The following is a 21110-nucleotide window of genomic DNA, read 5'->3' as shown; positions in this document are numbered from 1 at the left end:
CTTAATCCTTAAACCTAATTCTTATTCCCCTCAATAAGCTTAGTTAAGGGATCCTGAAGGAAGTCAATAATGTTCACGAAGACTTCACCACCCCTTACTGATGCGGCAATTGCCCTTGCCTCACCCATGTAGTTCATGAATAATCTATAAGCCTCCTTAAGTGGATCACTGAAGCCCTCGGCCTTAAGTGCATCAATTACATTAACGTCAATGCTCCTTAAGCCCTTTGGATTATCCTCATCTAGGTTAAGGTAATCTATTATATCATCCCTTATCTGATACGCTGCACCGAGCTTCTCCCCAAGGGACCTAAGTAAATTAATAGTGTTATTATCCGCACCAGCTACGTAACCACCCAGCACTATTGCAGCTGAGATCAGTGATGCCGTCTTATTCTCAATAATCCTCATGTAAATATTCATATCCACCTTACTGTTCAGCTTATACTCAAGCTCATAGGATTGCCCTATGGCTAATCTTAATGCCGCATTAGTTAACTCCATAGTTATCCTCCTAGTCTTAGACTTCAACGAGTACTCTATTGCCTTAGCAATTAATAAGTCACTGGCTAATATAGTGTATTCGGTCCCGTACCTCTTAAATGGGGTTTCAGAACCCCTCCTCATTAAGTGCCCATCAATTATATCATCCTGAAGCAGGGTAGCCACGTGAACTAGCTCAACTGCAATGGCTGGGTTAACGGCATCCATTAAATTACCATTCAGAGTGTGGGTTGTTATTAGGGTTAGGAGGGGCCTAATCATCTTACCCTTATTTTGAATGTAATGCATTGCTGATTCCCTTAAGTTGGGAGGCATGTTGATTCCACTAAGTAAATTACCAAGCTCATTAATGATGAGGCTCAGCGCATCGTTTATTTCCTTAGGCAGCTCAAAAATGAAAGCCATAGTGAACTTCACTAATTGCCGGGGTTAACCATTTTTATAGTTTTTCCACGAATCATTTTAACTAATTTAACTGCTAATACACCCTGTAGCTTGACTTATAATTCCTAAGCAGATACCTAACATCATCCCAAGTGTAGTCCTTCAGTATTGGCCTTATTGACCTGTAGTTATCCACTAGGCTTGGGTCAATTTCAGTAACCACAGTGTCCTCCTCATAGTACTTAGCCTTAGCCACAACCTCCCCAAGGGGATCCACTATGAAGCTTCCCCCGAAGAAGCCTAAGCCATCGTACTGCCCAATGGTGTTAACGTATATTACGAAGGATACGTTCTCCATGGCCCTAGCCCTAATGAATGTTTCAAAGTGGGGCCTCGACATATCTGGGGCTGCGCTTATGTATAATTGAACCTTAGCACCCTTAAGCATTAACGCCCTGGAGACCTCAGGGTAGAAGGCGTCGTAGCATATGGCTAACCCAGCCTTAATTCCGTTTAACAGGAAGACTGGTGCATCACCCCTACCGATGCCGAAGTACCTTGATTCATCAAAGACCCCGTAACTGGGTAGGTGCCTCTTCCTATAGAATGCCAGTAAGCCATTCTCCCCAATGGCCACTGCTGAATTATAAACAACCCCAGTGTCCTTATCCCTCTCAGCAATACCAGTAACTATTGTGCATTTACCCTCCCTCGCTATTTCAGTTAACTCACTTACAGACTTACCATCCAGTGGTTCAGCTATCTGGAGGAGGAGGTCCTTGGACATGTAGCCTGGTACGTATAATTCAGGGGTGATTAAGACATCATTACCATCACCCCTACAATTACTTTTAGCGTACTCCCTTAACCTACCTATGTTATACTCAGGATCACCCAGTTTACTGGCGTACTGAATTAAGTGTATCCTCAGCATTAGGAAGGCTTAATGAGGGAAGTTAATAAGTGTTATTCAGGGCAATTAACCTTGGCCACCCTCCCCTCCACCGGCTCCAGTGGGCATTCTCCTACGTTGAACACCAGCCACTGGCCCAAGCCTACCGGTTGTCCTAGTCCTCTGCCCCCTAACCTTCAAGCCTAGGTTATGCCTAATCCCCCTCCAGGACAGTATGCGCCTCTCCCTCTCTATATCATTCCTAGCCGTTAGTATTAGGTCAGCGCCTATTAGGTGTATGTTCCTGCCTGTTTCAGGGTCCTTAGGCCTATTAACGAACCAGGCTGGGGCTGCTTGGTGAAGGTTCCTAACCGCCCAATCAAGCTTCCTAACCATCTCCTCATTCAATTCCCCTAACTTAACCAGTGGATTAATACCCAGGTTCCTGCATATGGCAACGGCAGTGGATACGCCAATACCCTTAATCTTAGCCAACGCGTAGGCAACAGCCTTAGACCCATCTAAGTCAGTATCCCCAACACGCACTATCTGCCTGCCTTGACTAGCCTCAGACATTAGGAGGCAGGCCAAACCTCCCTTTATATGCGTTTTCACTTCATTTAACCCTCTTCTCAACCTCATTTAACGCAAGCCAAAGAACTAGCATTGTTACAATAGCCAGCATTAACGTAGGCGGCTTCCTAAGCACCAGCGTTATTAAACCCACGTACTGCATGCTTAAGCACACTACCCCATACACTTGATTAATAGGCGTATTCCATGGATCAGCAACCTGGTTTGCATCACCCTTAGTGATAACGTAGTAGGTGCCGGCTGATTGATAAACATCTATAACTCTATGTATTATGTACTCACCGTAATGGTCATAAACGACCACGTGGCCGAGAAGCGCAGTGATGTTACTTGGTACTGGGCATAGTACCACTAATGTACCGGACTCCAGGGTGGGCTCCATACTAAAACCACCCACTGTGGCCCATGGTATCTTAACGATGCCTGCTATGCTCAGTATTAGGTAAACCAGTATTACCGCTAAGGCAATGTAGCCAACTGTATTTAATACCTTACTAGAGTCCATGCAGGACCCCGTGAAGGCGCATTATTAAGTGTTTTTCAAATAATAGCCATCCGCCTCCTAGGCTGGGCCTTGGTGAAGGCTACGAATATTAATATTGATGCTGCTGTCAGGGAGGCTTCAATTATGAGTGAATTAGTTAAGTTAATGGCCCTAAGTAGCTCTGCGAAAACCACACTACCCATTAGGGCCGACACGAATTTACCATTGTAGAGCACGCCGAATAGGAAAGTTGAGTTAACTATACCGTATTCATCACCCACAAGGGATGCGAATAACGTTATTACTGAACCCCCGAAAACACCAGTAATTATTGTTGATACCACGTAGGCTATGGGTGAGTGAATAAGCAGTGTTAGCATTGAGGCTGTTAACACAGTGCCGGTTACAAGAATAGTCCTCCTCCTACTTAACTTATCCGATATTGAACCCATTATTGGCCTACCAATCCCACTGAATAGGGGGAGTAGGGATGCTGCCGTGGACACTATGATATAGCCGTAGCCCTCACCCAGTACTGAGAGGCTTGATGAGAATAATTGAAGTGGGATACCCATTAATGAGAATGATAGGAAGGCAAGCCAGAAGCCTGGGGGTATTTTAGTAAGCTGCATGCCCCTAACTTGACTTGGGGGATATTTGGCTATTGACATTAAGGGTATGACTATGACTAATATTAATACACCTATTAGTATCATTGGGTACCTGTACTCACCCTTAATAATCAATAGCGTTATTAGGGGGTTGAAGAATGTTGCCCCAAGCCCAAAACCCATGTTTATGATGCCTGTGGCTAAGCCCCTAGTCCTACTAAACCACTTAACTCCTAGGTTTATTGATACGCCGTAGATTAAGCCAACTCCAATACTCCCCATTGACCATAAAGCGTAGAATTGGTTAACACCGTGAACAAGCGGTGACGCCATCATACCTAAGCCAGCTAATACACCGCCAGTTACACCAATTAACCTAGGCCCCCTCCTATCAGCAACATAACCCCCAAGCACCTGTGAAATCGTGGAGAATAGGACAAATAGTGAGTAGGCTACTTGAATTGCTGGTAAATCAACATTGAGGCTCCTCATTAATGGTGTTATGAGTAGATTCCAACTGTATTGGTAGGCGGATATAAGCATCATGGGTAATAGCCCCTGAATTATTATGAACCAGTTCCTCATCATTAAAGCCCCACTTAACCCTTATTAAAAACAGTACTTATTCAGTGGCTGGTATTAGGTGGATTAGGTTGGGTGGTATGGTTAGGCTAAGGGAATCCCCCTTACTTGGCTTTGATTGAGTAATCGCAGTTAAGGGTACTCCATCAACATTAATCATTACCCTAAAGCCCATGCTAGCCCTCTCAACCTCAAGTACCACACCCTTAATGATATTACCCTCATCCCCATTACCCTCCCTAAACCACTCAGGCCTAATACAGACGTAAACCTTACCCTCAACCCTCTCCGTTGAGTATAGGACGTGATTCCCAATAAGTACCATTGAGCCTTGGGGGGACTTAACAGCTGTTGCGGGTATTATATTACTAAAGCCCACGAACTGTGCGGTGAAGAGCCTACTGGGTCTTGTAAATATTGCTTCTGGCTCATTCTCCTCAATCAACTGCCCATTATTAAGTACAAGTATCTTATCGGCTAAGGTGTAGGCCTCATTCCTATCATGAGTAACATGCACTACAACGGTATTGAATTTACTTGGTATACTCCTTAGGAGTGGTATTAGGCTCTCCCTTGTGCTAACATCCATCATTGACATTGGTTCATCAAGTAGAAGTACCTTAGGCTTAATGACGAGAGCCCTGGCTAAGGCAACCTTCTGACTCTCACCACCACTCAAGCCCTTAACCCCCCTATTAAGTAGGTTAAGTATGCCTAAATCTTCAGCAATCCTACGCACCTCAATAGCCCTAATCCTCTTAGGCACACCCCTAACCTTAAGGCCGTACTCAATATTCTCGTAAACAGTCATGTGGTCAAAAAGCGCATAACCCTGAGGAACGTAAGCTATCCCCCTTAATTCAGGGGGTTTATCCGTGACATCCTCCCCATTAATGACCACTGAGCCTGAATTAGGCCTGTAGGCTCCAGCTATTATTTTAATTAACGTTGACTTACCACTACCAGTTGGCCCCATTATCACGTTGTATGTTCCATCACTTACTGAAGTTGTTATTGGGCCTAGTTTAAAGGATCCAAGCCTCAACTCAACATCAATTAGCTTAAGGGCAACCCCCACTTAACCACCCCTCCTAATGCTTAAAATAACCCTGTAAACTACGAATATTGCTAATACAACCACAAGCAATGCAGCCGAATACTTAACTGCATTACTTAACCCAACTCCAACATAACTCTCATAAATATAGACTGATGCTGGGTAAACGTAACCACCGTTGAAGTATATGCTGTACGCTATTATGAATAAGGCACCAGCCTCAGATACTGAACGAGCCCATGATAATAGCGCACCATTAGCCATAGCCCTCCACACTTTAGGTAGCGTTATTGACACAAACACCCTACTTGGACTCGCCCCAAGGGTCCTGGCAACTATCTCCATTTCAGGATTAACCATGGATACTGCGGCTTCAGTAACCCTAATGTAGTATGTTGATGATAGGAAGGCCACAGCTGCAACAGCACCCCAAAGTGTATTAATGAATTTAATACCCACCACCACTGATAAAACGTATATTAACGCATTAACCATAGGTGATAGGAGGATGTGGAGGAACCCATAGTGGAGTAGGGTTAAGTTAAAGGCTCTTAAATGCATGATAACTGCATTAAGTGAATTAAACAGTACACTATACTTGGATGCGAAGGCTAAGACTATCATTATGCCGACTATTATGTGAGGTATCATTATTGGTATGTCTATTATCGAGTCAAGCAATTGCTTAAGGCGGAACTCATACCTAGCCAGCAGGTAGGCTAGTGGAGTACCCATTACCACTGCCACTAGGGCTGATAGTGTTGACATGATGGCTGTGACTTCAACAGCTTCTATGAAACTACCCACGGATAATGCTGAGGTGATTTGGGGTGATCCTAATACTATAATTAGTATTAGTGGGTAGATTATTAAGATGGCTAATATGAGTAATGAGGCTACTAAAGCTACTTTAAGGGGGAGTTCACCAATGTAAACCATATTTAAAGGCACCTAGAAAGTGTTTTAAAAAAGGTTTAAAATTGATTAAAATCACGGGAATATTGGGGCATACTGTGGGTATTGGCTAACTGGCGCCGTGAATGGCCTTAAGATGGCTGGTACATTACTGTAATTACCGTATACTATTCCTGGTACTATTGGTTGAATACCATTCTCCTCAAGTATCTTCTGCCCTATTGGGCTGTAGAGTAGTGTTAGGAAATATAATGCAGCCGTTGGGTTAGGGGCATTCTTAGGTATTGTTACTGTGTACACCACTGGGTTGCATATGAATGTTTTAGTGACCCCAACCTCAGTCCACGTTACATTAACCTGGTGGTAGTAGGGTACGTAGCTTAAATTACCTAGGTTAACCATAGGGGGTAACGTTATGTAGGCTGTCCCCTTATACTCCTGCGTCTGTGGTAGTGCATTACTTAAGTACGCTGATAGTATGAATTGAATCTGGCCAGCTTGCATTAAAGTGAATAAATCTATCTCAGTATTCCTCATGAAGTACTTACTTGAGTGGCCGTAAATAGCATCATACAGGTATGATGCATTATTGAAGAACGCTAATCCAGCTAACTTAATCATGCACTGTGCCTGGTAGCCTGATGGATCAGTGAATGGGTTTGAGACCCCAACCACTGTACTTGAGTTTAAGGCTATTATAGTGAATATCTCCCTCCAGGTATTATTCCATTGAGCCGATAAGGGTGGGTAACTTTGAGCCTCCTGCCAAAGCCTATAAACCTCCTGCCCAGCAGTCGTATTTAAGTCAACTATAATAACCATTTGAGTCACGCCGAAGGCTATCTCATAATCAGTGTAATTATGCGTGAAGAGTACTGATGGTATTGTTGTGGTGTCCGCTGAGGCCATTATGCTGAGCTGATTTGTTTGAAGCTCATACTGAGCCACATCACCACTACCCTTAAAGTATGGTTGACCTATATTTAAGCCAGGGTACATGCCCTTCATTATGTTTAGTAAATCAGTGAAGGCAAACTTCAATGTACCAGCAGCACCAACTATGAAGGGTTGGCTAAGTGATGGGGCATGCGTTACTGTAACTGTTACTGGTGAGGTGGTTGTTAATGTAACTGTTGTTATTGAGGTTAACGTAGTTGCACTAGTTACCTTACCTACGTGAGCTGAGGCGATCCCATATCCAGCGGCAACACCCACTATTAAAGCCACTACTATGGCTGCGGCCAGTATGGAGTTGGAGGCCATGCGTTATCTGTAAAATAATAACGCTTAAAAATTTTACCCTATCTAGGAGATAAGCAGCAAATACATCTTCTCCCTAATGCTCCTTGGTGCATTACTCCAAACAACATTATATATTGATGACAATACTTGAGCCTCAAGGTCCCTTAAGTGAACCATGGCTAACGCCGAGGCTGGGGAGAACTCAGTACTCATGTTAAGTACTGATGAGGCAAACCTCCTGTAGGCTGTGAAGTAGGATACGTGAAGATACCTCACTACATCACTCAACTCATTGAATCCGCTCGACAGTATACGGGACACTATTGGGTCACCTGCAAGATACTCAAGTATTCTTGGCGCATCCTCTTGAAGCCTCCTCTCCAATTCAGCCCCAATCCCACTAGGTATCATTAAGGCCCTACCCACTGGAATTGGTAGGTTCCAGAGCTTACTCCTTAGGGCTACGTTTATGTTGAAGAAGTTAACCATGAAGCTGGATACTTGCGGTATTGGATCAGCAGCCTTCAGGAGGGGTTCAAGCCAAGACCTATCCAGCATTGTTTCGAAGATAACCTCATCAAAGCCTGGATTATTCCTAGCTAGGTCAATTGCCTTAAGTAAGTATTCATGAGATTGATGCCTTAAGGCAGCTAAACGGCTGGCCAACTCATCCACATTACTTGCATTCAATAAATCCACCATGATGAACCTCCGGCCCAATGCATCCTCAAAGTACCACTTAATCATCTTCTCAGCCCTCTCACGGCTATATTGACCAGATGCCATTAACCTAACCACAGCCTTAATGTTATCTACCTCATACCTAAGTAAATACGTCTTCAAGGCATCCCTAACCTCATTGGGCATTGTAGATGCCATACCCCACAATTCATTAACAACCAATCCCTGTATTAATTCAGAAACCACCTCAGGTGGTGTTTCCCTAGTTATCTTATCAGCAATACCCCTATATGATGTTTGAGCCAGGAGGGATATGAAATCATCTACGCTGGTTGAGAAAATCATATTCCTTAATTGATCCATTGAAATTAACCTAGCCTTAACACCCCTAACCCTTGGTCCAATGTAAGGGTTCCTTATAACCCACATCACCTACACCACGCTTTATCGTTTATTAAGTATTAATACTTAATTAATGCATTAACCACCCTTAATAGAGGGACATGGTTAAATCACCCACGTTAATTACCTTAAGTGGATTGAATCATGATGGTGCTGCCTTCCTCCTAAAGACGAAGCCGCAGACTGGGCAGGTTATTTTACCTGATGTTGATGAAGGCACTATAACTGCCCTACATTGAGGGCACTTGGTTTCAACAACCCCAAGTGATGGACCCCTTAGGCTTATGTGGTATGGTGGCTTACTGGATAAAACCCTCGCCTTAATTAAGTCCCCCAAACCCACTGCATCATAAATGGTACCTAACCTCTCCTCAGAGGCGTAGGTTACGTAAAGTATACCAGTCTCAGCCTGAATCCTCCTAACCCCATCCTGCTGTTGAACGGCGAAGATCCTAACCATGGCAACCTTATCGCTTGGAAAATAATACACTTTACCATACACTATTTGCCCAGGCCTAATGAGGCTTAGTTTAAGTGGCTTAACGTTAACCACATGGTTAACCCTATCCCACTCAGCAATCCCAAGAACCATTGACTTAACGTAACCTGAATCAACATACGCATTATCACCGGGAAGATACTCCTCCTCAACACCCAACTCCTCACCAGGCGTTACTAAGGCTCTACTCACTGAAGGCTCCTGCATCGTTCAGCTAAGCTAAGCACTATTAATAACACTAACCCTAACATGAATACACTGCTAATCAGGACCCAGCATATTCATCTTCTCCCTGACCTAGTGGTTATGGTCACAGCCTCATCGAACTTCCTAGCTATGTAATCCCTCTTCTCCCCCTCACTTGAGAAGCTCCCCCTAACCACGTGAGCCATGTTGGCTAATACCTCCTTCTTAAGGTCACTTAAGGCTGGCTCCCTCCTCTCTATCCATGCCTTAGCCATTGTGTTGGCTAGGGCGTATATTGAAGCCCTTATGCTTGGTGAAACCTCAATTATGCCGTCCTGATTCATTAGCGTTATGAAGTTTGTTAAAACCTCAGCCAACATGCTTGGTGTCTTAACGCCAATGTGGCTTAAGGTTAAGTTAGCCTTCCACTCCAGTATAGCCTTAAGCAACTCCCTATCAGGGTACTGGATTTCAACAACCTTCATCCTATCAGCCAAGGCCTCACTAAGCTCATAAACGCCGGAGTACTCAGCTGGGTTTGATGTGGCTATCATTAGGAAGTCACTCCTAATCCTAAAACCCCTAATGTAAACGTAGTGCTCCTGAAGAACCTGTAGTAGTGACGCTTGACTATATGGGTTAAGCCTATTTATCTCATCCATTATAAGCACCTTACCGTGGGAGAGCACGAGGGGGCCAGGTATGTAGGCTAAGGGGTGGTCTAGGCCTGCTTGAAGAGCCACAGCTATATCAATGTCCCCAGTGAGCTCAGTGGCCGTCATGTGGCTGTGGCAAGCCACCTCAATGTAGGGTGGGTTATCTAAGGCTAGTATGCCGGCTATCTCCTCAGCAAGCGTCGTCTTACCAACACCCACAGGGCCCATTATCATCACATGCCTACCCACTGATAAGCCACTTAACACATCAAGTGTTGCTTCACCAAGGCCCCTGAGGCTGGATTCCAGTGACTTAAGTATATTATTGACGCCCCTCTCCCTAATTGACTTAACCACCTTAGCCTCCATGCTTATTGGATCACGCTTAAGTAAACTAGATAATGTCGGTAATGATCCCAGTAAATCCTTGGAATTACTTTGCATCAGCATTCTCCTAAAACCACTGAATAAAAACCTCTCTCAGTATGTGGGTAAGTTTATATTTTAAGGGTAATGAGGAATAAGTAATGAAGTACCATGGTGGGTTAACTAAGCGCGGTGAATTAGACTTCAGCTCCAACATTAATCCCCTCGCACCCCCAGGCTTCGTCACTAGGTTGATTAAGGAGTGTGAGTACTCCACGTACCCTGACTACACCTACGCTGACTTAAGGAGCGCTATTGCTGCTTTTAATGGGGTAGGTGATGGGGAGGTTACTCCAGTTAATGGGGCCTCTGAGGGGCTTTACGCATCACTAATGGTTGCTAGGCTACTTGGAATGAGGAGGTGCTTAATTGTTTCACCGAATTACGGTGACCTCGAGTTTGAGGAGTACTGTAGGTTAATTGGACTTAGGGTTACTCATCACTTAATGCCTCATGGTGATTCATCATACGTACTTGGGGATGTTAAGGCCCAGAGGGATGATGTAGTCCTCCTCAGTAACCCAAGTAATCCAACAGGCGCCCTGCATGGTAGGGGTGAGTTAATTAACGTGATTAATGATGCAGGCTTAGTGATTATTGATGAAGCCTACATTAACTTATCCGTAAACCCATCAATGAGCCTAATGGGTAGCGGGTACAGTAACCTTATTGTGGTTAGGTCCTTAACTAAGGAGATTGGGTTGCCTGGGTTAAGGATAGGCTACGTCTATACCCCTAATGCCCAGGTAATGGAGTTAATGAGGACTGTACTGCCTTCATGGAATGTCAACAGTTGTGCAGATAAGGTAGCTAGGGGGGTTTACGGTGAGTACAGTGGTGAGTACGTCTCATTCCTTGAGGAATCGAGGAGGGAAGTGAGTAGGTTTAGGAGCTTCCTGGTTAATGGGCTTATTGAATTAGGGTTTAAGGTTTATGAATCCACCGTTAACTTCGTGCTTGCTGAGGCACCTATTGAGTCTAGTAAACTCTACGAGTCCTTACTTAATAAAGGCATAGTGGTGAGGATACCTAAGGGCTTTATGGGGCTTGGGGGTAAACACGTTAGAATAGCGGTGAGGGGGATTAATGATGAGGAGCGGCTTATTGAGGAGGTTAAGAGAATTCTCAATGGGGCTTAGGGGGTTAGTCTCCTTCCTAACAATAATACCCGCTGGAGGTAAGTTTGAGTACGCGCCCAGGTACTTCTACCTAGCCCCCTTAATTGGCTTAATTGAGGGGCTCCTATCATCATTACCACTGCTCATTAGTAAACCTGTGGGGGCAGCCTTATCCACCGCATTAACTTACTTAATTAATGGGTTTCAACACATGGATGGGTTCCTAGACTTCGGTGAAACACTATTAACAGGTAGGAGGGGTGAGGATGCTGTAAGGATCCTTAAGGACCCTCATAGAGGGGCCTTCGCATTAACCCTAGGCCTAATTAATGTTCTACTCGTCTACTCATCATTATTATCAATGGGTAAGGAAGCTTTGGTTACCTTACCCATTACTGAGACTGCCGCCGCCTACGTAATGTACACCACAGCCTACCTAGGTAAGCCAAGTGAAGGTGGGTTAGGGCGGTTATTCATAGTTGAGGCCAAGGGAAAAGCTGAATTAACATCATCCACCCTACTATACGCGATTATTACCATTATATTGCCGTTACTTTACCATTGGGGTGCATTAGCCATCTCCATTACCATTACTGCCAGCGTTCTAGTTAGCCTACTTGTGGCTTTACTCACAGTTAAGTTAAGCCACTCCAGGTTAGGGTTCGTTAACGGTGACGTGTTGGGCTTCTCCTTTGAGTTAAGTAAGGTTACTTTACTCACTATTTACTCCTCACTGGGTTACCTACTTACTGTGCATTAATTCTCCTAATAAGCTTCCTAAGCCCCCTAGGGGTCATTAACATTACGCAGTTATTTAACCAAACGTAGTACCTACATGACTTAACCGGTATAATTAACACTCTCCCAGTCTCGGTAAGGAGCCTAATGGTGCCTTCAGTGTGCCCAATCACTAAACCCCTTAACCCATTCATGTTACTGTTCCTGCAGTCAACCAACTCAATCCTAAGGGGCATGCCGAATTAAGCCACTTTCCCTTTAATATGCGTTAACTTACCTTGAGGAATGTACCCCGCCCGGAGGGGCTGGGATCATGGGTGGGGTTTAATCCCCATCTCACCCTTACCCACACCTACGGGGCATTCTAAATTAATAAACTTAACCTTATAAAGATTCCAGCAATGATACTTACGATGAATCAGCGTTAGTACGTGGATGTGTAGCTTAAGTAAAATTAAGACCTTAGGTAAAGGTTATAAAGGCGAACCTATATTGGGTTAGTAATGTCTAAGAAGCCTGAGGGCAAGGTTGAGGCTAAGCCAACCGCTAAGGCAACTGAAGCCGCCACGGCAGCTGCGCCTGCGGCCGCTGGTGCGGAGGAGGAGAGTAGTGCTGAGGCTGGTAGGAAGGGCTGGATAATGCCTACTCCAATTCCCCAGGAGGAGTGGAAGAATTTCAGGTATAGGGGGTTTACCTTCGATGACTTAATGAAGATGCCCATGAATGAGTTCATTAAGCTCCTTCCAGCCAGGCAGAGGCGAACCCTCAGGAGGGGGTTGAGGCCATGCCACAGGCAGTTACTTGAGAAGATTAGGAGGGCTAAGGCCTTCGCAGCTAAGGGTAAGAACATTCCTGTTAGGACTCACTGTAGGGATATGATTATACTACCTGAGATGGTTGGTTTAACCATATACGTCTACAATGGGATAACCTACATTCCAGTACCAATATCACCATGGCACATTGGGCACTACCTAGGTGAATTCGCCATAACCACTAAGATAGTGCAACATGGTGAACCAGGCTTGAAGGCATCTAAGTCAACACTACACATAGCGGCTAAGTGAGGTGAGTGCACATGGCTCAATCCAGCAGGCTCGTGGTTGAACTCCAGGAGAGGCCAAGGCCGGGGGAGGTTATTATGCTGCCTAATGGTGAGAGGGTTAGGGTTAGGCATATTGGGATACCGTGGCTTCTTCCACCTAAGGCTGTTTGCAATGATGATAAGTGCCCATGGCATGGTCACGTTAAGGTGAGGGGAATAATACTTGAGGGTAGGGTTGTGAACGTTTACATGGGGCAGGTGGTTATTCAACACGAGTGGTTACATTACTCACCTAAGTATAAGAGGTACGTGAGGAAGCGGAGGAATATTCACGCGCACTTACCACCATGCATTAAGGTTAACGTTGGCGACTACGTGATAATTGGAGAGACTAGGCCGCTTGCTAAGTTCATATCCTTCGTTGTACTTGGTAAGAGGCCGGATGACGTGACCTCAGTTAACCCAGAGGTTAAGGAGGCTCAGCAGGCAGTAGGTTAAATACTATTCACTGGCTAATCTCCTCAATTCCCTAGTGTAATCGGGTAGGGGCTTCATATCCTCACCGCTAATTCCCTTAGCCAACTCCCTAATTGCCTTGTTCACGCCGGGTATGACTAAGTCAGGTTCAAGCTCAAGTAAGGGTAAGGCTAGGAAGGGCTTGTTACCTATTTCTGGGTCAGGTATTGTTAATTCACTATTATTAATTATTAAATTACCGTAGAGTATTAGGTCTAGGTCAATGACTCTTGGAGCATACTTATCACTTACCCTAACCCTACCCATCTCACTCTCAATCCCCCTTAACACCCCCTTAACCGATGCTGGGCTTAAGGCTGTTTCAGCCTCTAATACGCAGTTATAGTAGGGGGGTTGATTCTCAGGTATTGGTTTAGTTAAGTAAACCGTGGATATCCTTAATGGCCCAAGAATCCTCCTAACCCTAATAACAGCCTCCTTAACATTTAACTCAGGGTTAATGTTAGAGCCCACGGATATGAATACCTTAGCCAACCTACTAACCCTCCTCCTAAAAACCTCCACTGCAGCCGCCTCAGCACCTGTTAATGCACCAGGCTTCTCAACCCTAACCTTAACCATCCTCACTCTATGGTCCTGTAGGCAAACCTTAGCTAATCTATCCGCAAGTGTTTCAATTAACTTAAAATCAGTATTACTTACGTATGAGATTAACTCATCCTTAAGAACCTTGTAATCAACAGTGCATTCAATGGAATCCCCAGCAACCCCCTCACTTAAGTCAGCCCAAGCTTCAACATTAATAACCACAGGCTGGGGCTTGGCCCTCTCACTGGGCTTCACCCCAATGATTGTGTTAACCCTAAGCCCCCTAATCTCTATCTTAAATAAACCCATGCTCATTAGTAAACCACCCTGGGCTTAAGATGCTCACCACCATCAACGTATATTACTTGACCGGTTACATAACTATTCTCAAGTAGGAATAATACGGCGTGGGCGATGTCATCCGGTGATCCACGCCTCCTCAAGGGGACTTGGTTAATCATAGCCTCTACGCGCCCAGTATCCTCATCCTTAGCTGGAAGAATAATGCCAGGGGCAACGGCATTAACCATGATCCTTGGGGCTAGCCTAAGGGCTAGGGACCTTGTTACAGCATTGAGCATTACCTTACTTAGATAATACGCGTACCTCTCGAAATTATACCCATCCACTACTGAATCAAGTACATTAATTACCTTACCCTCATTAACCATATTCGCGAACCTTAGGGTAAGCATTAATGGGGCCCAGGCATTCACCTGCATAATCCAGTTTAAGCCATTAATACTTAAGTCACTTAACCCCACCCTAGGGAACACTGATGCATTATTGATTAGGAAGTTAACTTCACCAGCCTGCTTAAAGGATTCATTAATCAATTCATCGACTTCATTAGGCTTAGATAAATCTGCCTTAATAACCCATGATTTAACGCCTAAGCTAGTAATCTCCTCCTTAACCCTTAGGGCCTCCTCCCTTGATGAATTATAGTGAATTACTACATTAACCCCCTCTCTAGCCAGGTAATTGCATATCACCTTACCTAACCTACTTGAGCCACCCGTTACTAGAGCTGTCTTACCCTTAATTAAATCCACCATACCTTAAGGTAACTAAGCATGGCTCATATTTATTCCGCGCCTACTAACCTACCCCCTAAGTTGGCTTGAGGCTTTCAGTACATTGTAGTGTAACGTTTAAATGAAATTCTAAATTAGGTTAACCGCATAATTACTTAATTACGCCCCAATGATGCATTGAATGAGGGGAAGGGAGGAGGTATGGGGTTATTTAACTATTGTGAGAAAGTTTTTTAACTGCTTAACATATGTGGAGCATATGGATTGGGAGTTGGTTAAGCTTAGGTTATCCATGGCTGGCGTGGCAGTAGTAATAATAGGACTTGGTTTAGCAATAGCCCTAGGTGTATTAGCACTCGTCACTGGGTCTGTTGCAGCCACGGCCTACACCATAACTGGTATTCTAGTGTTCATAATGTTCATAAACATTATACAGTGGCTCTTTGGCCCATACATTATAAACGCCATGTATCATGCTAAGGAGGTTAGCCCTGATGACCCTAAGTATGGTTGGTTAGTTGACTTGGTTAATGAGGTTGCTGAGGCTAATGGGATTAAGACGCCTAAGGTCTATATTGCTGAAGCACCCTTCCCAAATGCCTTCGCCTACAGTAGCCCAATAGCGGGTAAGAGGGTTGCCATAACTGCACCATTACTTAAGATACTGAATAAGGATGAGATTAAGGCAGTCCTAGGGCATGAGCTAGGCCACTTGAGGCATAGGGATGTGGAATTCCTAATGTTCATAGGCCTAATACCGGCATTAATATACTGGCTTGGCTACAGCCTATGGTTCAGTGGAATATGGGGATCATGGTGGGGTGGTGGACGCGACTCTGATTCACCATTCATAATAATGCTAATTGGCTTAGGATTATTGGCAGTAAGCTTCGTATTCAACCTCTTCCTACTGGCCCTCAACAGGATGAGGGAGGCATACGCTGATGTAAACTCAGCAATAACAATACCAGGAGCCGCTAGGAACCTGCAGAGGGCTTTAGCTAAAATATACTTAAGTGTTGATCCAAGGGTTACTAAGGTTATTAAGCGTAATGCTGGATCCAACCTAAGCCACATGCTCTTCTTCTCACCATTACCGAAGGATTGGAAGGAGGTTCCTGAGTCGGATGTTGATGAGTTAATAGAGTACTGGAGGAATTATAAGCCATCAGTACTTGAGGAGCTATTCTCAGATCACCCGCATCCAGCTAAGAGGATTAAACTACTTGATAAGTATGCCGCTGAGGGTTACTAGCCTTAAAATCAGTTTTCCCTCCTCAACTTTTTTCTAAAATTAATTTATAGAATTTCTTAAACACTAGATATTATTACAGCTAGTAGGAATAGTAGTAGTATTGGGCTCGTAGCCTTGAACATTACCCTAAATGATTCATTACCTGGCTTAATAAGAGCCCTGGCGGTTACTATGATTCCCGCAATCGTAGCTGGTATAACTAGGATGTAGCCTATTGGCTTAGCCATGTATAATTGGTAAAGCACCAGCATGTAGATTATTGAAGCTAAGTTAAGTATAGATATAATCCTCACGCTGGCCCTCTCATCAACCACAGTGGGTAGCATGGGTACGTTAACCTTCCTGTAGTCATCCCTAGCGTAGTAGGCAAGTGACCAAATATGGGCTGGGATCCAAACGTATATAACCATTGATAGTAATATAGCTTCCAGGTCAATGGGCTTAGCCATAATCCACCCTGAGAGTAATGCAGCATTCCCCGCGAAACCGCCAATCACTATGTTTAACCAAGTCCTCCTCTTAAGCATTATAGTGTATAACACCGCGTAGAAGAACCAACCTAGCATAATCATTAAGGTTACCCATGGCCCAAGCCAAACATAGGATAGTGTAAACCCACTGAGGCTTACTGCTATTGAGAACGTTAATGCATTTAATGGCGCTACTTTACCACTGGGTATTGGGCGCTTCATGGTTCTAACCATTAGGCTATCAATATCCCTCTCATAATACATGTTGAAGGCCGCTGAACCACCTGTGGATAGGAAACCCACCACCGTTAATTCAATTAACTTAATTGAATTCACTAATGGTCCTGCCGCAGCAATGTAGCCAACTAATGCTGAGAGGACCAGTAGCCATATTACGTGGGGTTTCATTAGCTTCAAGTACTCAATAGCCATACGCCTAACACTCAATGCAGGTTATTAAAATACCTTACTCGATTGAAATAAGCCAATTAGGTTAATCATACCAGGAATTTATTAAGCCTAAATGGCCTAATGTACTCCAGAAACTCCAGTCTAAGTGAGGAGTCATTAAACTTACCCTTATAGACCATTGAAACAAGGGGTGAGGCGCTCCTAACACCCCTAATCATCATGCAGGTGTGGTAAGCCTCAGTGAGAACCATGACATCTCCTGAACCTGTGGCTGATGAAACCTCATTCATTATCTGCCTAGTTAACCTCTCCTGAAGTTGAAGCATCCTAGAGTACTTAACAACGATTCTAGGTATTTTACTTACCCCAATAACCTTACCATTAGGTATGTAGGCTACGTGAGCCACCCCAAGCATTGGCAGTAGGTGATGCTCACAGAGTGTTGAGAACCTTATACCAGCCACAATAATCATGTTACTGGACCCCTCGAAGAGCGTGTACTGCACATTATCCTCACGTCCATTAGTCAACTCCTCAAGCATGTTAGCAACCCTATCAGGCGTCCTCCTCAACCCCTCCCTCTCAGGGTCTTCACCAATGGCCACAAGTATCTGCCTAACCGCCTGCTTGATTAAGGCCTTATCAACACCCATAAAATCAAGCCTTCACCGCATTTCTTTAAAAAACTCACCAATGTATGAAGCTGAAGCTATTGCTCAGTGAGTTTAAGTAATTCCCTCCTCTTGGCCTCAATGTACTCAATAATCCTACCCTTAGCATCCTGAATCCTTGCACTAACCTGCTTCTTAGCCTCCTCAAGCTTACTGTTAGCCAACTCCTTAACCTTACTTGAAATACTCATAGGTGCTCCTGAAACGGGATGCTTATATAAATTACCTCAATTAAACCGGCATTAGAATTAACTCAAGTAATACCCCAGCGTTAATAGTTAAATACATTCTAATAGTTAACTTAAACCCATGGATCCTTGCACAGTTGGTGGAGGCGTAGGCTTAATTGACTTAGCTAATAAGTATGATACTCCATTAATAGTCTACGACCTTAACTTAATTGAGGGGAACTACAGGTCCATTAAGGATGCACTTAATGCTAAGGTCCTCTATTCTATTAAGGCTAACCCAAACCTAGCCATACTAGCCTTCCTTAGGAGGCTGGGCTCTGGGGCTGATGCTGCATCGCCAGGTGAAATATACTTGGCGCTTAAGGCTGGTTTTAAGCCAAGTGAGGTACTCTACACTGGCGCATACTTATCGAATAATGACATTAAGTACGGCATAGATGCAGGAGTTATCTTCAACTTCGATTCAAGGAGGGCCTTTGAGAGGGCTATGGCCCTAGGTTACAGGCCTAGATTAGTCTTCTTCAGGATTGACTTAGGCTATGGGGAGGGCTTCACGCCAGGTGTTACATTAGCCGGTGAGGGCAGTAAATTCGGCATGTTCCTTGATGATGCGGTTAAGGCCTATAAGTTAGCTAAGTCAAGTGGTGTTGAGGAATTCGGCATACACGCGATGATGGGTAGTAATGTGCTTAACCCAGATTACTTCCTGAAGATAGCTGGATTACTTAAGGAGCAGGCCGAGGTAATAGAGAGTGAGGTTGGCATTAAGATAAGTTACTTCGACATGGGCGGTGGCTTCGGTATACCTTACAAGCCTAGTGAAAGGCCTCTTGACCTTAATAGGTTAAGTGTACTTAGGGGCTTCTTCCCTGGTGAATTATGGGTTGAGCCAGGTAGGTTCATTGTCGGTAACGCCGGCTACTTATTAACCAGGGTTACTGAGGTTAAGAGGAAGGGGGGTAGGACATATATTGGTGTTGATGTTGGTATGAATGTTTTAATTAGGCCAATGCTTTATGGCGCATACCACCATATAATTACCTGCAGTGAGGGTGAGGGTAATGAGGCTGTTGATGTGGTTGGGCCAATATGCGAGAACACTGATAAATTAGCCGTCAATAGGGAGTTACCTAGGGTTAAGGAGGGTGACCTCCTGGTGATACTTAATGCCGGAGCCTACGTGTACTCAATGAGCAGTAACTACAATGGTAGATTAAGGCCAGCGGAGGTCATAGTTTACAATAATGAGCATGCGGTAAGTAGGCTTAGGGAAACCTTAGACTCATTAACCATACTTCAAATTATCCCAGACTTCATTCAGTACTGACGGCTTCCTGCCTTGAAGGACAGGGATTCCGGCTCCACTGGGGCAGGCGGGGAGGCTATATTAAGCTTGGAGGCAGTAGGTGGTTCGCCTACGCGCCTATTAATGTTGGTAAGCCAGCATCCAAGTGGAGTAAACGTGGCTATGTTAAGCCAAATTACTGCGGCAAGCGCATTACCAATCCTAAGGCTATTAGGCAGAGGATGCTGATTGGGCAACTAATGGTTACACTATTGCCAACATTAATGCCTCACTAAGCATTACAAGGAAAATGGCTATAACATAACCCTAAGGGGGCAGGATAATGAACTAACCACGCAACCATGGTGTTAAGCCACTGACATTAGATGCATTAATCATGTTTGCAAATACCCTATCAAGGTGCATGAATAGTGATAGAATAATTTCACGTGGATAAAGTGGATCTATTAAGTAGCCTACGTAACCATAATAAACCATGAATTAAGTATTAATCATTCTATGTACAGTAATGATGCATGTTAAATAATCAGCGTGAGACAAGGCTCCTCATTACTCAGTTGCTGCCACGCATCATCACTTCCCTAAGATTAAAGTTCAATAGAAGCCAACTTACCTCTTATATAAGTATTTTTGCTAAGTACTCTAGTCAAGCTTATTTCTTAAGCTACTTTAGCAGTAAGTATTAAGAATTGAATGAGGGTATTTTAAGATTTCCCAGTGGTCAAGTTAAATTCAATAATTAATGAAACCAGAGGCCACTGGGCTTTACTAAGACGACTTAGTTTTACTAAGCCTATTGCAATAAGCGGCTTAGATATGAGATATAGATAGGACGGCCAAGTTAAACTTAAGGAATAATGGACCTACAGCCTATGAAGCTTGGATGAGCTTTCAGGTATGAGTTTAATTATATTGAAAAGCAGATGAAAGCGATGAGGATGCCCTGAATTCACGTACTATGGCATTATAAACATAGATCATCATGCCCTACGCCATATACTGGTGTAGAAAGAGGCCCTTATTATGGTACTTTATTCATACCTTTCAGTTACTTATTAATATGGCTAAAATAACATGCCAGGTCACGAGTATCTACTCGCTGTTAAGCCCAGCCCTAATTCACATTAACCATCAGCTGGGCGTCTAATCAACCATGTGAGCGTGAGGATTAATCACATAACGTATTATGTGGATCTATGTTCAGCCTACGTACAGTTCCTAGGATGCAATTATTATTTGTATTACTCTAGAATACTCATTATAAATTCAAGTGTAGAAAGAGCTATTGTTTTCAGTAATTTAATATTCATATTCAATTACTTAATAATCAAGAATAGAGATATAAACATTTAATAAAAATTATTAAACCAAAACGCAATAAATGCATTGGGAAGCAGGATGTTTCATTACATCTTTGGGCCTGTACCTTCACGTAGGTTAGGAAGATCATTAGGGGTCAATGTCGTCCCACTTAAATACTGCAATTTCAACTGCATATACTGTCAACTGGGTAGGACAAGATATATGATAAATGACTTAAGAATGTTCTATCCGCCCAGGGATATAATTAGGGAATTGGAGGTAGCAACGAGAATTAGGAATTATGATTACTTGACGTTTATTGGTGATGGGGAACCAACGTTATATGCCGGCCTTGGCGAATTAATACAATGGGCTAGGAATAACCAG

25 protein-coding genes are annotated in these 21110 nt (G+C 43.9%); 7 read left to right on the top strand and 18 right to left on the bottom strand.

Annotated elements, in window-relative coordinates; all coding sequences use genetic code 11:
- Positions 1-14: 14 nt before the first annotated feature.
- From BP896_RS08390 to BP896_RS08340, 11 genes are all read right to left on the bottom strand, one after another.
- On the bottom strand, positions 15-920 hold the full coding sequence (locus tag BP896_RS08390; RefSeq protein ID WP_291767489.1) for a polyprenyl synthetase family protein: 906 nt from the start codon (positions 918-920) through the stop codon (positions 15-17).
- A gap of 61 nt (positions 921-981) precedes the next feature.
- Positions 982-1821 carry a carbon-nitrogen hydrolase family protein gene (locus BP896_RS08385; protein WP_291767488.1) on the bottom strand — a complete coding sequence of 280 codons (840 nt, stop codon included), beginning with the start codon at positions 1819-1821 and terminating at the stop codon, positions 982-984.
- 45 nt (positions 1822-1866) lie between these two features.
- Entirely contained in the window at positions 1867-2355 is a 489-nt protein-coding gene (locus tag BP896_RS08380) for a 30S ribosomal protein S13 (RefSeq protein ID WP_291767485.1), read from the bottom strand.
- A gap of 40 nt (positions 2356-2395) precedes the next feature.
- A complete protein-coding gene (locus BP896_RS08375; protein WP_291767484.1) occupies positions 2396-2878 on the bottom strand; it encodes a signal peptidase I in 483 nt (160 codons plus the stop codon).
- Positions 2879-2913: 35 nt separating this feature from the next.
- A complete protein-coding gene (locus BP896_RS08370; RefSeq protein ID WP_291767482.1) occupies positions 2914-4056 on the bottom strand; it encodes an MFS transporter in 1143 nt (380 codons plus the stop codon).
- A 34-nt stretch (positions 4057-4090) separates the two neighbouring features.
- Positions 4091-5128 (bottom strand): ABC transporter ATP-binding protein, encoded by a 1038-nt coding sequence (locus tag BP896_RS08365; protein WP_291767480.1) that lies wholly within the window; start codon positions 5126-5128, stop codon positions 4091-4093.
- Positions 5129-6046: an ABC transporter permease gene (locus tag BP896_RS08360; RefSeq protein ID WP_291767478.1), complete on the bottom strand. Its 918-nt coding sequence runs from the start codon at positions 6044-6046 to the stop codon at positions 5129-5131.
- Between the two features lie 51 nt (positions 6047-6097).
- Entirely contained in the window at positions 6098-7285 is a 1188-nt protein-coding gene (locus tag BP896_RS08355; RefSeq protein ID WP_291767476.1) for a substrate-binding domain-containing protein, read from the bottom strand.
- 42 nt (positions 7286-7327) lie between these two features.
- On the bottom strand, positions 7328-8374 hold the full coding sequence (locus BP896_RS08350) for a V-type ATPase subunit (RefSeq protein ID WP_291767474.1): 1047 nt from the start codon (positions 8372-8374) through the stop codon (positions 7328-7330).
- 115 nt (positions 8375-8489) lie between these two features.
- Positions 8490-9053, bottom strand: a complete 564-nt coding sequence (locus BP896_RS08345) for an exosome complex RNA-binding protein Csl4 (protein WP_291767472.1) — start codon at positions 9051-9053, stop codon at positions 8490-8492.
- Positions 9054-9127: 74 nt separating this feature from the next.
- Positions 9128-10132, bottom strand: a complete 1005-nt coding sequence (locus BP896_RS08340; RefSeq protein ID WP_291767471.1) for an AAA family ATPase — start codon at positions 10130-10132, stop codon at positions 9128-9130.
- A gap of 83 nt (positions 10133-10215) precedes the next feature.
- Here BP896_RS08340 and BP896_RS08335 point away from each other — a divergent pair, with 83 nt between their 5' ends.
- The gene (locus BP896_RS08335; RefSeq protein ID WP_291767470.1) at positions 10216-11253 is read left to right on the top strand and encodes a pyridoxal phosphate-dependent aminotransferase; all 1038 of its coding nucleotides are present in this window, start codon (positions 10216-10218) and stop codon (positions 11251-11253) included.
- The gene (gene cobS / locus BP896_RS08330; protein ID WP_291767469.1) at positions 11201-11992 is read left to right on the top strand and encodes an adenosylcobinamide-GDP ribazoletransferase; all 792 of its coding nucleotides are present in this window, start codon (positions 11201-11203) and stop codon (positions 11990-11992) included. Before BP896_RS08335 ends, cobS begins: the two co-directional genes overlap by 53 nt.
- Here the strand turns inward: cobS and BP896_RS08325 are convergent.
- Entirely contained in the window at positions 11979-12206 is a 228-nt protein-coding gene (locus tag BP896_RS08325; RefSeq protein ID WP_291767467.1) for a ribonuclease P protein subunit, read from the bottom strand. The two genes, cobS and BP896_RS08325, sit on opposite strands and share 14 nt — an antisense overlap.
- Before the next feature lie 402 nt (positions 12207-12608).
- Between BP896_RS08325 and BP896_RS08320 the strand changes: the two genes are divergently transcribed.
- Both BP896_RS08320 and BP896_RS08315 read left to right on the top strand, forming a co-directional pair.
- Entirely contained in the window at positions 12609-13037 is a 429-nt protein-coding gene (locus tag BP896_RS08320; RefSeq protein ID WP_291767502.1) for a 30S ribosomal protein S19, read from the top strand.
- Between the two features lie 11 nt (positions 13038-13048).
- Positions 13049-13513, top strand: a complete 465-nt coding sequence (locus tag BP896_RS08315) for a 30S ribosomal protein S17 (protein ID WP_291767465.1) — start codon at positions 13049-13051, stop codon at positions 13511-13513.
- Positions 13514-13516: 3 nt separating this feature from the next.
- On the opposite strand, the gene folK is transcribed toward BP896_RS08315, so the two are convergent.
- Positions 13517-14395, bottom strand: a complete 879-nt coding sequence (folK, locus tag BP896_RS08310) for a 2-amino-4-hydroxy-6-hydroxymethyldihydropteridine diphosphokinase (RefSeq protein ID WP_291767462.1) — start codon at positions 14393-14395, stop codon at positions 13517-13519.
- On the bottom strand, positions 14395-15138 hold the full coding sequence (locus tag BP896_RS08305) for an SDR family oxidoreductase (RefSeq protein ID WP_291767460.1): 744 nt from the start codon (positions 15136-15138) through the stop codon (positions 14395-14397). Before BP896_RS08305 ends, folK begins: the two co-directional genes overlap by 1 nt.
- 238 nt (positions 15139-15376) lie before the next feature.
- On the opposite strand from BP896_RS08305, the gene htpX reads away from it, so the two are divergent.
- Entirely contained in the window at positions 15377-16372 is a 996-nt protein-coding gene (htpX, locus tag BP896_RS08300) for a zinc metalloprotease HtpX (protein ID WP_291767458.1), read from the top strand.
- 56 nt (positions 16373-16428) lie between these two features.
- Here the strand turns inward: htpX and cyoE are convergent, their stop codons facing one another.
- From cyoE to BP896_RS08285, 3 genes are all read right to left on the bottom strand, one after another.
- Positions 16429-17274, bottom strand: coding sequence for a heme o synthase (gene cyoE, locus BP896_RS08295; protein ID WP_291767456.1), 846 nt, complete (start codon positions 17272-17274; stop codon positions 16429-16431).
- A gap of 65 nt (positions 17275-17339) precedes the next feature.
- Entirely contained in the window at positions 17340-17906 is a 567-nt protein-coding gene (gene folE / locus BP896_RS08290; protein ID WP_291767454.1) for a GTP cyclohydrolase I, read from the bottom strand.
- A 56-nt stretch (positions 17907-17962) separates the two neighbouring features.
- Positions 17963-18115: a hypothetical protein gene (locus BP896_RS08285; RefSeq protein ID WP_291767452.1), complete on the bottom strand. Its 153-nt coding sequence runs from the start codon at positions 18113-18115 to the stop codon at positions 17963-17965.
- Between the two features lie 118 nt (positions 18116-18233).
- On the opposite strand from BP896_RS08285, the gene lysA reads away from it, so the two are divergent.
- Positions 18234-19442 (top strand): diaminopimelate decarboxylase, encoded by a 1209-nt coding sequence (lysA, locus tag BP896_RS08280; RefSeq protein WP_291767450.1) that lies wholly within the window; start codon positions 18234-18236, stop codon positions 19440-19442.
- Between the two features lie 306 nt (positions 19443-19748).
- Here lysA and BP896_RS08275 read toward each other — a convergent pair whose 3' ends face one another.
- On the bottom strand, positions 19749-19898 hold the full coding sequence (locus BP896_RS08275) for a hypothetical protein (protein WP_291767448.1): 150 nt from the start codon (positions 19896-19898) through the stop codon (positions 19749-19751).
- A gap of 921 nt (positions 19899-20819) precedes the next feature.
- On the opposite strand from BP896_RS08275, the gene BP896_RS08270 reads away from it, so the two are divergent.
- Positions 20820-21110: radical SAM protein (locus tag BP896_RS08270; protein WP_291767500.1), on the top strand; the 291-nt coding region annotated here is incomplete at its 3' end.

Source organism: Caldivirga sp. UBA161 (genome assembly GCF_002506515.1).
Lineage (GTDB): Archaea > Thermoproteota > Thermoprotei > Thermoproteales > Thermocladiaceae > Caldivirga.
Note: the sequence above shows the minus strand (reverse complement) of the source record. Positions and strands in the feature narration are given on the sequence as shown.

Coding starts and splice junctions, on each gene's coding strand:
- BP896_RS08340 (WP_291767471.1), bottom strand. CDS start 10,132: ATGCAAAGTAATTCCAAGGATTTACTGGGATCATTACCGACATTATCT.
- cyoE (WP_291767456.1), bottom strand. CDS start 17,274: ATGGCTATTGAGTACTTGAAGCTAATGAAACCCCACGTAATATGGCTA.
- BP896_RS08350 (WP_291767474.1), bottom strand. CDS start 8,374: ATGTGGGTTATAAGGAACCCTTACATTGGACCAAGGGTTAGGGGTGTT.
- BP896_RS08275 (WP_291767448.1), bottom strand. CDS start 19,898: ATGGTTTATTATGGTTACGTAGGCTACTTAATAGATCCACTTTATCCA.
- htpX (WP_291767458.1), top strand. CDS start 15,377: ATGGATTGGGAGTTGGTTAAGCTTAGGTTATCCATGGCTGGCGTGGCA.
- BP896_RS08325 (WP_291767467.1), bottom strand. CDS start 12,206: ATGCCCCTTAGGATTGAGTTGGTTGACTGCAGGAACAGTAACATGAAT.
- BP896_RS08320 (WP_291767502.1), top strand. CDS start 12,609: ATGCCTACTCCAATTCCCCAGGAGGAGTGGAAGAATTTCAGGTATAGG.
- BP896_RS08315 (WP_291767465.1), top strand. CDS start 13,049: ATGGCTCAATCCAGCAGGCTCGTGGTTGAACTCCAGGAGAGGCCAAGG.
- BP896_RS08385 (WP_291767488.1), bottom strand. CDS start 1,821: ATGCTGAGGATACACTTAATTCAGTACGCCAGTAAACTGGGTGATCCT.
- BP896_RS08305 (WP_291767460.1), bottom strand. CDS start 15,138: ATGGTGGATTTAATTAAGGGTAAGACAGCTCTAGTAACGGGTGGCTCA.
- cobS (WP_291767469.1), top strand. CDS start 11,201: ATGATGAGGAGCGGCTTATTGAGGAGGTTAAGAGAATTCTCAATGGGG.
- folE (WP_291767454.1), bottom strand. CDS start 17,906: ATGGGTGTTGATAAGGCCTTAATCAAGCAGGCGGTTAGGCAGATACTT.
- BP896_RS08375 (WP_291767484.1), bottom strand. CDS start 2,878: ATGGACTCTAGTAAGGTATTAAATACAGTTGGCTACATTGCCTTAGCG.
- BP896_RS08285 (WP_291767452.1), bottom strand. CDS start 18,115: ATGAGTATTTCAAGTAAGGTTAAGGAGTTGGCTAACAGTAAGCTTGAG.
- lysA (WP_291767450.1), top strand. CDS start 18,234: ATGGATCCTTGCACAGTTGGTGGAGGCGTAGGCTTAATTGACTTAGCT.
- folK (WP_291767462.1), bottom strand. CDS start 14,395: ATGAGCATGGGTTTATTTAAGATAGAGATTAGGGGGCTTAGGGTTAAC.
- BP896_RS08355 (WP_291767476.1), bottom strand. CDS start 7,285: ATGGCCTCCAACTCCATACTGGCCGCAGCCATAGTAGTGGCTTTAATA.
- BP896_RS08380 (WP_291767485.1), bottom strand. CDS start 2,355: ATGTCTGAGGCTAGTCAAGGCAGGCAGATAGTGCGTGTTGGGGATACT.
- BP896_RS08345 (WP_291767472.1), bottom strand. CDS start 9,053: ATGCAGGAGCCTTCAGTGAGTAGAGCCTTAGTAACGCCTGGTGAGGAG.
- BP896_RS08360 (WP_291767478.1), bottom strand. CDS start 6,046: ATGGTTTACATTGGTGAACTCCCCCTTAAAGTAGCTTTAGTAGCCTCA.
- BP896_RS08370 (WP_291767482.1), bottom strand. CDS start 4,056: ATGATGAGGAACTGGTTCATAATAATTCAGGGGCTATTACCCATGATG.
- BP896_RS08335 (WP_291767470.1), top strand. CDS start 10,216: ATGAAGTACCATGGTGGGTTAACTAAGCGCGGTGAATTAGACTTCAGC.